Here is a 12,748-nt window from a genome sequence, read left to right on the forward strand (position 1 = left end):
GATCGTTCCATGCAACAAATTGGCGACTTATACGCCGTTTATCGCGCTAATTGCCAGGACTAGGCTATGCGCATCCCGTCCACCCTCCCCGGAGAACCTCGATGCACATCGCCCTGTTCGGCGCCACCGGCAACATCGGCCGCCATATCGCCCAGGAAGCCCTGCGCCGCGGCCACGCGGTCACCGCGCTGGTCCGCCGCACGCAACCGCTGCCGTCGGAACTGGACGGCGCCAGCATCGTGCTCGCGTCGCTGGACGACCGCGCCGCCCTCGCCGCCGCGGTGCGCGGCCACGACGTGCTGGCCAGCGCCTACGGCCCCAGCGCCGCGGCCGCCGATACCATTCCGGCCGTCGCCCAGGCGCTGATCGAGGTCGCCCGCGACGCCGGCGTACAGCGCCTACTCGTGGTCGGCGGCGCCGGCAGCCTGGAAGTGGCGCCGGGCGTGCAGTTGGTGGACACGCCGAACTTCCCCGACGCCTACAAGCCCTACGCGCTGGCTCACCGCGCCTCCCTGCAGCATCTGCAGGCCGCTACCGATCTGGAGTGGACCTTCTTCGCGCCAGCCGCCGAGATCGGCCCCGGCGACCAGCGCGGCGGCGTGCGCACCCAGGCCACCGCGCTGCTCAGCGATGCGCAGGGCCATAGCGCGATCAGCTATGCCGACTACGCCAGCGCCTTCGTCGACGAGATCGAACGCCCGCAGTACCTGCGCCAGATCGCCACCGCCGCGTACTGAGCGCAACGCCGGGCAGGCGGCTGCGCGCGTGCCGATGGCGCCGCGCAGTCGCCCCCCGCCGCGGCCGCAGCACGGTCGCGGCCCGCTTCCCGCACGCCATGCCGACGCATGGCGTCGCCTTCTCCGATGGAGTTCCGCATGCCGTCCCTTTCGTTGTCGCGCCTGAGCGCTACGCTGATCCTTGCCCTCGGTCTCGCCGGCGCCGCCGCCGCGCACGCCGCCACCGGCACCGCCGCCCACGCCGCGACTGCCGCCGCCAGCGCCGCACAGCCGGCCGCCGCGCCGCTGCAGGTGCAGGTCTACCACCCGGACGCGAACGCGATCTTCGGCGTCGCCTCGGTGCTGGTCAGCGGCGCCCGGGACGCGGTGCTGGTCGATGCGCAGTTCTCCGCGGCCGATGCGCGCGCCCTGGTCGCGCAGATCCGCGCCTCCGGCAAGCGCCTGACCACGATCTACGTCAGCCACGGCGATCCGGACTACTACTTCGGCCTGGACGTGCTGACCCAGGCGTTCCCGCAGGCCAAGCTGCTGGCCAGCCCGGCGACCGTCGCGCATATCCGCCAGACCCAGGCGCAGAAGCTGCAGGTGTGGGCGCCGAAGCTGGGTGCCGACGCGCCGCAGCGCATCGTGCTGCCGCAGCCGCTGCACGGCGACCGCCTGCTGCTGGAAGGCCACGACCTGCAGATCGTCGGCCTGGACGGCGCGACCCCGGACCGGACCTTCGTGTGGATTCCGTCGATCAAGACCGTGCTCGGCGGGATCCCGGTGGTGGCCGGCGAACACGTGTGGATGGCCGATACGCAGACCCCGGCATCGCATGCGCAGTGGCTGGACACGCTGCAACGGATCCAGGCGCTGCAGCCGCAGCGGGTGATTCCCGGACATTTCGTGCCGGGCGCGGCGCAGGACCTGGCCGCGGTGCGCTTCACCGCCGACTACATCCGCGCCTTCGACGAGGAAACCGCCAAGGCCAAGGATGCGGCCGCGCTGGTCGCGGCGATGCGGCAGCGCTATCCGCAGCTGGACGGCGTGGACACGCTGCAGCTCAGCGCGAAGGTGGCCAAGGGCGAACTGCGCTGGCCATGAACGAACTGCCGGCGCGCGGCGACGCACACGACCGCCGGCGCCGGCGCGCGGCTCAACGGAACAGCCGCCCCTGCGCCTGCCCCGGCTCGCGCTCGTGGAAGCCGGCCAGGCCCACGCCGACCAGGCGGTAGCGCGTGGACGCGGGCAAGTCGACGCGCTGGCGCAAGGCCAGCGCGATATCGGTCAGCGCCTGCAGCGATTCCGGCGGTTGCTCCGGGGTGAAGCTGCGGGTCAGGATGCGGAACTGCGCGGTCTTCAGCTTCAGCACCACGGTGCGCGCGACGCGCTCGGTGCGGCGGGTCGCGTTCCAGGTCTTTTCCGCCAGTTGCCGGATCGCCGGCTCCAGCGCGTCCAGCGCCAGGTCTTCGGCGAAGGTGTCTTCCGAGGAAATCGACTGCACCTGCTGGTCCGATTCCACCGGACGCTCGTCGATGCCGCGCGCACGCTGATACAGGCGCAGCCCGAAGCTGCCGAAATGCGCTTCCAGCTCCGCTTCGCCGTGCGTGCGCAGGTCGCCGACGGTGACGATGCCCAGCGCCGCCAGCTTGGCCTGCATCACCTTGCCCACGCCGTGCACCTTGCCGACCGGCAATGGCGTCAGGAACGCCTCCACCTGGTGCGGGCGGATCACGAACTGGCCGTCGGGCTTGCGCCAGTCCGAGGCGATCTTGGCCAGGAACTTGTTCGGCGCGATGCCGGCCGAGGCGGTCAGTTGGGTTTCCTCGCGGATCTGCGCGCGGATGGTCTGCGCGATCTCGGTGGCGGTGGTCAGCTCGCCCTTCGGCGCGGTGACGTCGAGATAGGCCTCGTCCAGCGACAGCGGCTCGATCATGTCGGTGTGGCGCTGGAAGATCTCGCGCACCTGCCGCGACACGGCCTTGTAACGCGCGAAATCCGGCGGCACGAAGATCGCGTCCGGGCACAAGCGCTCGGCGCGCAACGCCGGCATCGCCGAGCGGATGCCGAACACGCGCGCCTCGTACGACGCGGCGCACACCACCGAACGCATGCCGCGCCAGGCCACCACCACCGGCTTGCCGCGCAATGCGGGATCGTCACGCTGCTCCACGGACGCGTAGAACGCATCCATGTCGACGTGAATGATCTTGCGCATCGGCCCTGCACCCTACGCCAGCGAACGGTAGCCGCATGATAAGCCAGGCCTGCGCATGCGCTGCGAACGCATGCCTTGATTTCGCTCAGCGCGCCGCATTGCAGCACTGCCTACGCTACGCGTGCGTACGGATAAAACGTTTGATTGAAAGCGCGAGCGTCGTGCACGCTTGCGCGCCTCGACTGTCTGCCCTGGGAAATTCGCTCATGAGCCGCCTCACTTCGTATTCACGCGAACACCTTCTCGCCAGCGCGCGCGGCGAACTGTTCGGCGCCGAGGCCGCACGCCTGCCCAACGATCCGATGCTGATGTTCGACCGCATCACCCACATCGACGACAACGGCGGCGCGCACGGCAAGGGCGTGGTCCGCGCCGAACTCGACGTGCGCCCGGACCTGTGGTTCTTCCGCTGCCATTTCATCGACGATCCGGTGATGCCCGGCTGCCTGGGCCTGGATGCGCTGTGGCAACTGACCGGGTTCTTCCTGACCTGGATCGGCGCGCCCGGCCGCGGCCGCGCGCTGGGCGTGAGCGAAGTGAAGTTCAGCGGACAGGTGCTGCCGACCGCCAGGCAGGTGGTCTACGAACTGGACATCAGCCGGGTCATCAACCGCAAGCTGGTGATGGCGGTGGCCGACGGCCGCATGTCGGTGGACGGCCGCGAGATCTACACCGCCAAGGATCTGCGCGTGGGCCTGTTCACCTCGACGGAGGCGTTCTGATGCGCCGCGTCGCGATTACCGGCATGGGCATCACCTCATGCCTGGGTAACGACCTGGACACGGTGTCGCGCGCGCTGCGCGACAGCCGCGCCGGCATCCGCGCCAACCCCGAGGCGGCCGAACACGGCCTGCGCAGCCAGGTCGCCGGCGACGTGCAGCTGGACCTGGAAGCCTTGATCGATCGCAAGCTCAAGCGCTTCATGGGCGATGCGTCCGCGTACGCGTATCTGGCGCTGCGCGATGCGATCGCCGATGCCGGCCTGGACGAGGCCGTGGTCAGCGACGTGCGCACCGGCCTGATCGCCGGGTCCGGCGGCGGCTCCAGCCACTGGCAGGTGGAAGCGGCGGACCTGCTGCGCAACCGCGGCGTGCGCAAGGTCGGCCCGTACATGGTGCCGCGCACGATGTGCTCGGCGGTCTCGGCCAGCCTGGCCACCGCGTTCAAGATCAAGGGCGTGAGCTACTCGCTGTCGGCGGCGTGCGCGACGTCGGCGCACTGCATCGGCGCGGCCGCGGACCTGATCCGCCACGGCCAGCAGGACGTGATGTTCGCCGGCGGCGGCGAGGAACTGGACTGGACCATGAGCCTGATGTTCGACGCGATGGGCGCGCTGTCCAGCGGCTTCAACGACCGCCCGGCGGTGGCCTCGCGTCCGTACGATGCCGAGCGCGACGGCTTTGTCATCGCCGGCGGCGGCGGCATGCTGGTGCTGGAAGACTACGAACGCGCGGTGGCGCGCGGCGCGCGCATCCATGCCGAACTGCTCGGCTACGGCGTGACCTCCGACGGCGCCGACATGGTCGCCCCGTCCGGTGAAGGCGCGGTGCGCTGCATGCAGATGGCGATGCAGGGCGTGGACGCGCCGATCGACTACCTCAACACGCACGGCACCTCGACGCCGCTGGGCGACGTCACCGAGCTGGGCGCGGTACGCGAAGTGTTCGGCGATGCGGTGCCGCCGCTGTCCTCGACCAAGGCGCTGTCCGGGCATTCGCTGGGCGCGGCCAGCGTGCACGAGGCGATCTACTGCCTGCTGATGATGCGCGACGGCTTCATCGCCGGCTCGGCCAACATCGACGCGCTGGACCCGCGCGCCGAGGGCTTCCCGATCGTGCGCGAGAGCCGCGAGGCGACCTTGCGCACGGTGATGTCCAACAGCTTCGGCTTCGGCGGCACCAACGCCGCGCTGGTGTTCGGCAAGCGCTGATCGGACCCGTGCGCGCCGGCGACGCGCTGCGCCGGTTGCGCCGGTTCAGCGCTCCAGTTCCTTCACGCCACGGTGGCTGGCCTTGTCGTCCTTGCTCCGTTCCGGTTTGGCCGGTACCTGCGCGGGCGGCGGCGGTGATGCCTTGGGCGGTGGCGGCGGTGGCGTAGGCGGCGGCGAAGCCGCGGCCGGTTTCGGCGGATGCTGCGTGACCCACTCGACGGCGGCCGGTGACGGGGGCCACCACGCTTCGTTCGACGACGAAGGCGCGGGCGGTGGAGGCACCTTGCCCAGCGGCGGGGTGATGCCCCTCGCCTCGTCTTCCTCGGCCACGCGCCGTTGTCGCTCCAACTCGCGCGCCAGCTCCTTGTTGCGCTTGGGGTTGAGCGCATCCGGCGGCGGCGCCTGGTACATGCGCTCGCCCGGCGGCACCCATTGCGACTGCACCGGCGCTTCCACGGCGGGCGGCGCCGGCGGGTAGCCGCGCGTGTCGGCGATGCGTTGCGGGATCAGCTGGCGCTTGAGCGCCTCGGGCATCGGCGCCGGCGCAGATGGCGAGGCCTGCGCTTGCTGCCGCCAGCGTGCGCGGTCGCGGGCCCATGGCCGGCCACGGTAATGCGCGTCCCAATAGGAATCGATGGCGAATCCGATGGCTGGAGCGAAGACACCGTCGCGCGCGTCGAACTCGATCACGCCGGCCGGCAACCATCCGCGCGCCTCGCGCCAGCGCACGTCGCACCACGAAAAATCGTTGACGCACCCGTAGACGGTGAGGCTGTCGCCGCCCACCACCGTGGCGACGCGCGGATAGTCGTTGGCCGGGCCTGCGCGCAGATTGGCGCCGCTGCGGGCGAACCCGCCATTGCTCTGCGCCAGTACCGGCGCGGCGGCGGCCAGCAGCAACGGCGCGATCCAGATGCAGCGTTTCATGCCCAACCTCCTGTGTCTGACCGGCCCTGTGGCCGGCGCTTCTTCCATGGGCTCGTGCGAGCCATCGTGTTCGGCAATGTTCTAGCACGCCGATGCGCTAAGGACCTGTCAACCCGATCGGGCCCGCCATGCCTGGCCGCATGTGAGGCCGGAAGAGATGCAATGAACCGACGACATGCGCGAAAGTGCGCTCACGCCGCCGTGAACGCGCTCAAGCGCGTCGTCGAATTGCAAGCCGCAACAAGCGGATGTGTGCGCTGTCGCCCCCGCTTGCGCCTCGCCGCGCCGCGCCGCATGCACTGCGGCGCGGCGCATGTGGATCAGCCGGCCATGCCGCTGTGCCGCAGCAAGGCGTCCAGTTCCGGCGCGCGGCCACGGAACGCGGTGAAGTTCTCCAGCGCCGGACGGCTGCCGCCGCGCGCCAGGATCTCCTGCAGGAAACGCGCGCCGGTGGCGGCCAACTGGTCAGGCGCCTCTTCGAATGCGGCGTACGCGTCGGCGCTGAGCACTTCGGCCCACTTGTAGCTGTAGTAACCGGCGCCGTAGCCGCCGGCGAAGATGTGGCTGAACTGGTGCGGGAAGCGGTTCCATGCCGGCGGCCGGTTCACCGCGACTTCGTCGCGCACGCGTTCGAGCAGCTGCAGCATGCTGTCGCCGGCGGCGTCGAAGCTGTGATGCAACTGCATGTCGAACAGTGCGAACTCCAGCTGGCGCACGGTGAACATGCCGCTCTGGTAGTTCTTCGCCGCGAGCATCTTGTCGAACAGCGCGCGCGGCAGCGGCTGCCCGCTGTCCACGTGCGCGGTCATCGCCTGCAGCCGCGGCCACTCCCAGCAGAAGTTCTCCATGAACTGGCTGGGCAACTCCACCGCATCCCATTCCACGCCGTTGATGCCGGCCACGCCGAGTTCGCCGACCTGGGTCAGCAACTGGTGCAGGCCGTGGCCCATCTCGTGGAACAGGGTGGTGACTTCGTTGTGGGTGAAGGTGGCCGGCTTGCCGTCGCCGCCGCGGCCGAAGTTGCACACCAGGTATACCAGCGGCGTCTGCACGCCGTCGGCGCGGTCGCGGCGATTGCGGCAGTCGTCCATCCAGGCGCCGCCGCGCTTGCCCTCGCGCGCGTACAGGTCGAGGTAGAACTGCCCGACCAGGCGGCCGCGCGCATCGCTGACGCGGAAGAAGCGCACGTCCGGATGCCACACCGGGGCGCTGTCGGCCTGCACCTGCAGGCCGTACAGGTCGTTGATGACGCCGAACAGGCCGTCCAGCACCTTCGGCTCGGTGAAATACTGCTTCACTTCCTGCTCGGAGAAGCTGTAGCGCGCCTGCTTGAGCTTTTCGCTGGCGTAGGCGATATCCCAGGCCTGCAGTTCGTCCAGGCCCAGATGCTCGCGGGCGTAGGCTTCCAGTTCGGCGCGGTCGCGCTGCGCGAAGGGCTTGGCGCGCGCGGCCAGGTCGCGCAGGAAGCCCAGCACCTCGTCGGGGTTCTGCGCCATCTTGGTCGCCAGCGAATATTCGGCGTAGCTGGCGAAACCGAGCAGGCCAGCCAGTTCGCCGCGCAGCGCCAGGATGCGCTCGATCGCCGCGCTGTTGTCCAGCGCCGCGTCGCCGAACTCCGAGGCGCGGATCGCATTGGCGTGGTACAGGGTCTCGCGCAGCGCGCGGTCGTCGGCGTACATCTGCACCGGCAGGTAGCACGGCATCTGCAGGGTCAGCTTCCAGCCGGCCTGGCCGTCCTTTTCCGCCGCCGCGCGCGCCGCGGCGATCACGTCGTCTGGCAGGCCTGCCAGACGCGCCTGGTCGTCGATCGGCAGCGACCACGCATCGGTGGCATCGAGCACGTTCTGCGAGAAGTTCGCCGACAGCGCCGACAGTTCTTCCTGGATCGCGGCGAAACGCTGCTTGTCGGCATCGCCCAGTTCGGCGCCGCCCAGGCGGAAATCGCGCAGCGCGTTGTCCAGCACCTTGCGCCGCGCTGCGTCGTAGCCGGCGGCCTCGGGCGTGGCGGCCAGCGCGCGGTATTGCGCGAACAGCGCCAGGTTCTGCCCCAGCGCGCTGGAGAAGCGCGTCACCTTGGGCAGGTTGGCGTTGTAGGCCTCGCGCAGCGCCGGGGTGTTGACCACGCCCTGCAGGTGGTTGACCTGGCCCCAGGCGCGCCACAGGCGCTCGGTGGCGTCGTCCAGCGGCACCACGAAGCTGTCCCAGCTCACCGGCGCGACCTGCTCGGCGTGCGCGACCGCGGCGTCGGCGGCGGCCAGCAGCGCATCGATCGCCGGGCCGATGTGCTCGGGCTGGATCGCATCGAAGCGCGGCAGGCCGGAAAAATCGAGCAGGGGATTGGTCATCGCGGGAATCTCGGTAGCGGGGAAAGGGCCGGCGGCGCCGGCCATGGTCGGGATATGGCGGTCAGGACAACGCGGCACAAGCCAGCGGCGGCAACCCGGCGCCGGCCACCGCCGCGGCCAGCTGCGCGTCGGCCTGCTCCACGTCGATGCCGTGCTCGCGGTACCAGTCCGGCCGGTAGTAGCTGTGCCCGTAGCGCTCGCCGCTGTCGCACAGGATGGTGACGATGGAACCGCTGCGGCCGTGCTCGCGCATCCGCGTCGCCGCCTGCAGCACGCCGACGAAGTTGGTGCCGGTGGAGCCGCCCACGCGCCGGCCCAGGCGCGCGCTCACGTAGCGCATCGCCGCCAGGCTCAGCGCATCGGGCACCTTGACCATCGCATCGACGCAGCTGGGGATGAAGCTCGATTCCACCCGCGGCCGGCCGATGCCCTCGATGCGCGAACCGCCGGTGCTGGCCAGGCCGGCGTAGTCGCGCCCGGCCAGCGCTTCGCAATAGCCTTCGAAGAACACCGACACTTCCGGATCCGCGCACAGGATGCGGGTGGCGTGGCGACGGTAGCGCACGTAGCGGCCCAGTGTGGCGGCGGTGCCGCCGGTGCCGGGGCTGCACACGATCCATTCCGGCACCGGGTGCGGTTCTTCCTGCATCTGCCGGAAGATGGACTCGGCGATGTTGTTGTTGGCGCGCCAGTCGGTGGCACGTTCGGCGTACAGGAACTGGTCCATGAAGTGGCCGCCGCTCTCGCGGGCCAGCTGCACCGAATCGGCGTGCAGGTCGCAGGCGCGCTCGACCAGGTGGCAGCGCCCGCCCTGGAACTCGATCGCGGCGATCTTCTCCGGCGAGGTCGCGGCCGGCATCACCGCGATGAACGGCAATCCCAGCAGGCGCGCGAAATAGGCTTCGGACACCGCGGTGGAGCCGCTGGAGGCCTCGATCACCGGGCGCCCCTCGCGCAGCCAGCCGTTGGCCAGCGCGTACAGGAACAGCGAGCGCGCCAGGCGGTGCTTGAGGCTGCCGGTGGGATGGCTGGACTCGTCCTTGAAATACAGGTCGATGCCGGGGAAACCGGGCAGGTCCAGCGGAATCAGGTGGGTGTCGGCCGAACGGTTGAAATCGGCTTCGATCTTCTGGATGGCGTTGGCCACCCAATCGCGAGGAGTCATGGCGGTGCGCAGGACGGAAAAATCGCGTCCACGATACACGCCCACCCCATGCCCCGGGGCTGCGCCGGGCGCCGGGGCGTGGCGACGTTCACCTGGCGGCTGTGGCGTCGCCCCCGGGTGGCGCGGCGCCGCTCAGGGGGCCGCGACGCCGAAGCCGGCATCGACGATGGCGCGCTCGATCGCCGCGGCGTCGGTGCGGGCCTCGTCGTACTCCAGGTCCACGCGCCCGCCGTCGAGCACGACCTGCGCCGCGGCGATCCCGGCGCTGGCTTGCAACACCCGCTGCAACCGCGCGGAGCAGCCGCCGCAGGTCATGCCCTGGACCGTGAGTTGGAGATGGCGCATTGCGGGTGTCCTCGTTGGAGTGGGGTTGTCCGGCACCGCGCTCAGCGCGGCCGCCAGCGGTTCAGCAGCAGGGAATTGGCCAGCACCGAGACCGAACTCAGCGCCATCGCCGCGCCGGCGAGCACCGGATTGAGCAGGCCGAACGCGGCCAGCGGGATGCCGAGCACGTTGTAGAAAAAGGCGAAGAACAGGTTCTGGCGGATCTTGCGCAAGGTCGCCGCGGACAGGTCGATGGCGGTGGCCACGCCGTCCAGGTCGCCATGCACCAGCACCACGTCGGCCGCCTCCACGGCGATGTCCGAGCCGGCGCCGATGGCGAAGCTGACGTCGGCCGCGGCCAGCGCCGGCGCGTCGTTGATGCCGTCGCCGACCATGCCGACGTGCGCGCCGGGTTCGGCCCGCAGACGCTGCACCTCCTCGGCCTTGTGCTGCGGCAACACCTCGGCCAGCACCCGCGCGATGCCGACCTGCGCGGCCACGGCCTGTGCGACATGGCGGTTGTCGCCGCTGAGCATGACCACGTCGATGCCGCGCGCCTTGAGCCGCGCCACCGCCTCGAGGGCACCGTCGCGCAGCGGATCGGCGATGGCGATGTAACCGGCGAGGCGGCCGTCCAGCGCGACCGCGACCACGCTCTGGCCCTTCGCCTGCGCCGCCTCGGCCCGCTGCAGCAGCGCCGCATCCGGCGCCTGCACGGACAGCTCGCGCAGCCACGCCAGCGACCCCAGCGCCACCTCGCGGGTATCGACGCGGCCGCGCACACCCTTGCCGGGCAGCGTCTCGACCGCCGCCGCCGGCAGAGGCGGCGTCCCGCGCACGCCGTCGGCGGCGGCGCGCCGCACGATCGCATCGGCCAGCGGATGCGCCGACCCGACCTCCAGCGCAGCGGCCAGGCGCAGCAGCGCCGTCGCATCGCCGCCGTCCGCCACGCCGATCGCGGTCACCTGCGGCCGGCCCTCGGTCAGGGTGCCGGTCTTGTCCAGCACCAGCGTGGTCAACGCACGCGCACGCTCCAGCACCTCGGCGTTGCGGATCAGGATGCCGGACCGGGCGCCCACGCCGGTGCCGACCATGATCGCGGTCGGCGTGGCCAGGCCCAGCGCACACGGACAGGCGATCACCAGCACCGCCACCGCATGCACCAGCGCGGTGGCGAAACTGCCGCTGAGCCACCAGGTCGCGGCCAGGGTGAGCGCGGCGATGGCGATCACCACCGGCACGAACACGCCGGCGATGCGATCGACCAGATGCTGGATCGGCGCCTTGGAGCCCTGCGCCGCATCGACCATGCGGATGATCTGCGCCAGCAGCGTGTCGGCGCCGACCCCGGTGGCGCGCGCGCGCAACATGCCGAACTGATTCACGGTGGCGGCGAACAGGCGGCTGCCCGGCTCCTTGGCCACCGGCATCGCCTCGCCCGACAGCATCGCCTCGTCCACGCTGGAACGGCCGTCGAGCACCTCGCCGTCCACCGGCACGCGCTCGCCGGCGGCGACCACGAACACGTCGCCGACGATCAGCTCGGCGGCGTCGACTTCCATGATCGCGCCGTCGCGCTCCACCTTGGCGGTCTTGGGCTTGAGGTCGAGCAGCGCGCGGATCGCCGAGGAGGTCCTGCGCCTGGCGCGCGCTTCCAGCAAGCGCCCGAGCAGGATCAGGGTGACGATCGAGGCGCTTGCCTCGAAATACACGTGCTGGCCGGCCAGGCCGAACACGGTGACCGCAGCGCTGTACAGGTAGGCCATGCTGGTGCCGAGCGCGACCAGCACGTCCATGTTGGCGCGGCCGTTGCGCAAGGCCGCGAACCCGGCCCGGTAGAAGCGCGCGCCGAGCCAGAACTGCACCGGCGTGGCCAGCAGCAGCTGCAGCCAGCGCGGCAGCGGCTCGGCGTGCTGGCCGCCGAGCGCATGCGCGATGGCGGAGATGTCCAGCATGCCGAACATCTGCACGAACAACGGCAGGGTCAGCAGCACCGCGGCAGCGAAGCGGCCCAGCTCGCGATGCCAGGCGCGGCGCTCGGCCTGTTCGCGCGCTTGCAACTGGGCCTGATCCATCTCGTGCACGACGCTGGCGCCGAAGCCGGCGCTGCCGATCCGCTCGACGATGCCGGCCGGCGCCACCAGTTCCGCCACGTACTCCACGCGCGCCCTGGCCGAGGCCAGGTTGACGCTGCCGGCGATCACCCCGGGCGTGTTCGCCAGCACCGTTTCGATCGCGGCCGCGCAGGACGCGCAGCTCATGCCGCTGAGGTCCAGCGTCAGCATCTGCGTAGGCACCGTGTAGCCGGCCTGGCCGATGCGTTGCAGCAGCGCCTGCGCATCCACCTGCTGCGGGTCGTAGTCCAGGCGCACGCGCGCGGCGGCGTAATTGGCCTGGGCATCGACCCCGGGCAGCTGCTTGAGCGCCTGCTCCAGGCCGACGGCGCAGGACGCGCAGCGCATGCCGTGCACCGGCAGGCTCACCGTGGCGGTGTTGGCGGCCGGCGCGTTCACGGCTGCGGCTTGCCCGGCGCGGCGTCGCCGCGGATGTCGCCGAGGATCGGGCAGCCGGCGGGTTCGCCGCTGCCCGGGCATTCGGCGACGAGTACGGCCAGCGCATCGCGCATCTCGGTCAGCTGCGCGATGCGCCGATCCAGTTCGTGCAGGCGCTTGCTCGCACGCTGCTTGATGCCTTCCACGCCATGCAGGCGATCGTCCTGCAGCGCGAGCAGGTCGCCGATCTCCTCCAGCGAGAAGCCCAGGTCCTTGGCGCGGCGGATGAAACGCACCCGCTCCACCGCGGCCGCATCGTAGTCGCGGTAGCCGGACGCGCGCCGCGGCGGCGCCGGCAGCAGGCCCTGGCGCTCGTAGTAGCGGACCGTGTCGATGGCGACGTCGGCCTGGCGCGCGAGCGCGCCGATGGTGAAGCGGGACGGAGGGGCGACCGGATTCATGCGTGCAAGCTACTCCCTGGACGCCGGTCCAGGGTCAAGCCATTGTCGCCGTTGCGCGCGAATTGTTCATTGGCGGCTCACGTTGACTCGAAATCCTTGCCCCGCAGGCCTTCGCCGGGCATGGATGCGCGCCCTGGACCCGGCTCCAGGGTGCGCCGATGGCGAGC

General features: G+C 70.8%; 11 protein-coding genes. 4 read left to right on the top strand and 7 right to left on the bottom strand.

Translation table 11 applies throughout. The annotated features are described in order from the left end of the window. The first annotated feature begins 101 nt into the window (after positions 1-101). Positions 102-737 (top strand): NAD(P)H-binding protein, encoded by a 636-nt coding sequence (locus HDC36_RS14575; protein WP_179568684.1) that lies wholly within the window; start codon positions 102-104, stop codon positions 735-737. Between the two features lie 138 nt (positions 738-875). Continuing rightward, on the top strand, positions 876-1,823 hold the full coding sequence (locus HDC36_RS14580; RefSeq protein WP_179568687.1) for an MBL fold metallo-hydrolase: 948 nt from the start codon (positions 876-878) through the stop codon (positions 1,821-1,823). Between the two features lie 52 nt (positions 1,824-1,875). Here HDC36_RS14580 and dinB read toward each other — a convergent pair whose 3' ends face one another. Then, complete coding sequence (gene dinB, locus HDC36_RS14585) at positions 1,876-2,937, bottom strand: DNA polymerase IV (protein WP_179568696.1); 1,062 nt, start codon at positions 2,935-2,937, stop codon at positions 1,876-1,878. A gap of 206 nt (positions 2,938-3,143) precedes the next feature. On the opposite strand from dinB, the gene fabA reads away from it, so the two are divergent. Together fabA and fabB are read left to right on the top strand one after the other, a co-directional pair. After that, a complete protein-coding gene (gene fabA / locus HDC36_RS14590) occupies positions 3,144-3,659 on the top strand; it encodes a 3-hydroxyacyl-[acyl-carrier-protein] dehydratase FabA (RefSeq protein WP_179568698.1) in 516 nt (171 codons plus the stop codon). Then, positions 3,659-4,867, top strand: coding sequence for a beta-ketoacyl-ACP synthase I (fabB, locus tag HDC36_RS14595; protein WP_179568700.1), 1,209 nt, complete (start codon positions 3,659-3,661; stop codon positions 4,865-4,867). The genes fabA and fabB overlap by 1 nt, the downstream gene beginning before the upstream one ends. 45 nt (positions 4,868-4,912) lie before the next feature. Here the strand turns inward: fabB and HDC36_RS14600 are convergent, their stop codons facing one another. The 6 genes from HDC36_RS14600 to HDC36_RS14625 all read right to left on the bottom strand — a co-directional run bounded on the left by HDC36_RS14600 (position 4,913) and on the right by HDC36_RS14625 (position 12,581). Then, complete coding sequence (locus HDC36_RS14600) at positions 4,913-5,794, bottom strand: SH3 domain-containing protein (protein ID WP_255432754.1); 882 nt, start codon at positions 5,792-5,794, stop codon at positions 4,913-4,915. A 320-nt stretch (positions 5,795-6,114) separates the two neighbouring features. Beyond that, positions 6,115-8,139, bottom strand: coding sequence for a M3 family metallopeptidase (locus tag HDC36_RS14605; RefSeq protein ID WP_179568702.1), 2,025 nt, complete (start codon positions 8,137-8,139; stop codon positions 6,115-6,117). A 61-nt stretch (positions 8,140-8,200) separates the two neighbouring features. Then, positions 8,201-9,304, bottom strand: a complete 1,104-nt coding sequence (locus tag HDC36_RS14610) for a PLP-dependent cysteine synthase family protein (protein WP_179568704.1) — start codon at positions 9,302-9,304, stop codon at positions 8,201-8,203. 132 nt (positions 9,305-9,436) lie between these two features. Continuing rightward, positions 9,437-9,649, bottom strand: a complete 213-nt coding sequence (locus HDC36_RS14615; RefSeq protein ID WP_179568706.1) for a heavy-metal-associated domain-containing protein — start codon at positions 9,647-9,649, stop codon at positions 9,437-9,439. Between the two features lie 41 nt (positions 9,650-9,690). Beyond that, positions 9,691-12,141, bottom strand: a complete 2,451-nt coding sequence (locus tag HDC36_RS14620) for a heavy metal translocating P-type ATPase (RefSeq protein ID WP_343204348.1) — start codon at positions 12,139-12,141, stop codon at positions 9,691-9,693. After that, positions 12,138-12,581 carry a heavy metal-responsive transcriptional regulator gene (locus tag HDC36_RS14625; protein WP_179568708.1) on the bottom strand — a complete coding sequence of 148 codons (444 nt, stop codon included), beginning with the start codon at positions 12,579-12,581 and terminating at the stop codon, positions 12,138-12,140. Before HDC36_RS14625 ends, HDC36_RS14620 begins: the two co-directional genes overlap by 4 nt. Between the last annotated feature and the right edge of the window lie 167 nt (positions 12,582-12,748).

The organism is Xanthomonas sp. JAI131, from assembly GCF_013410075.1.
Taxonomy (GTDB): domain Bacteria; phylum Pseudomonadota; class Gammaproteobacteria; order Xanthomonadales; family Xanthomonadaceae; genus Xanthomonas_A; species Xanthomonas_A bonasiae.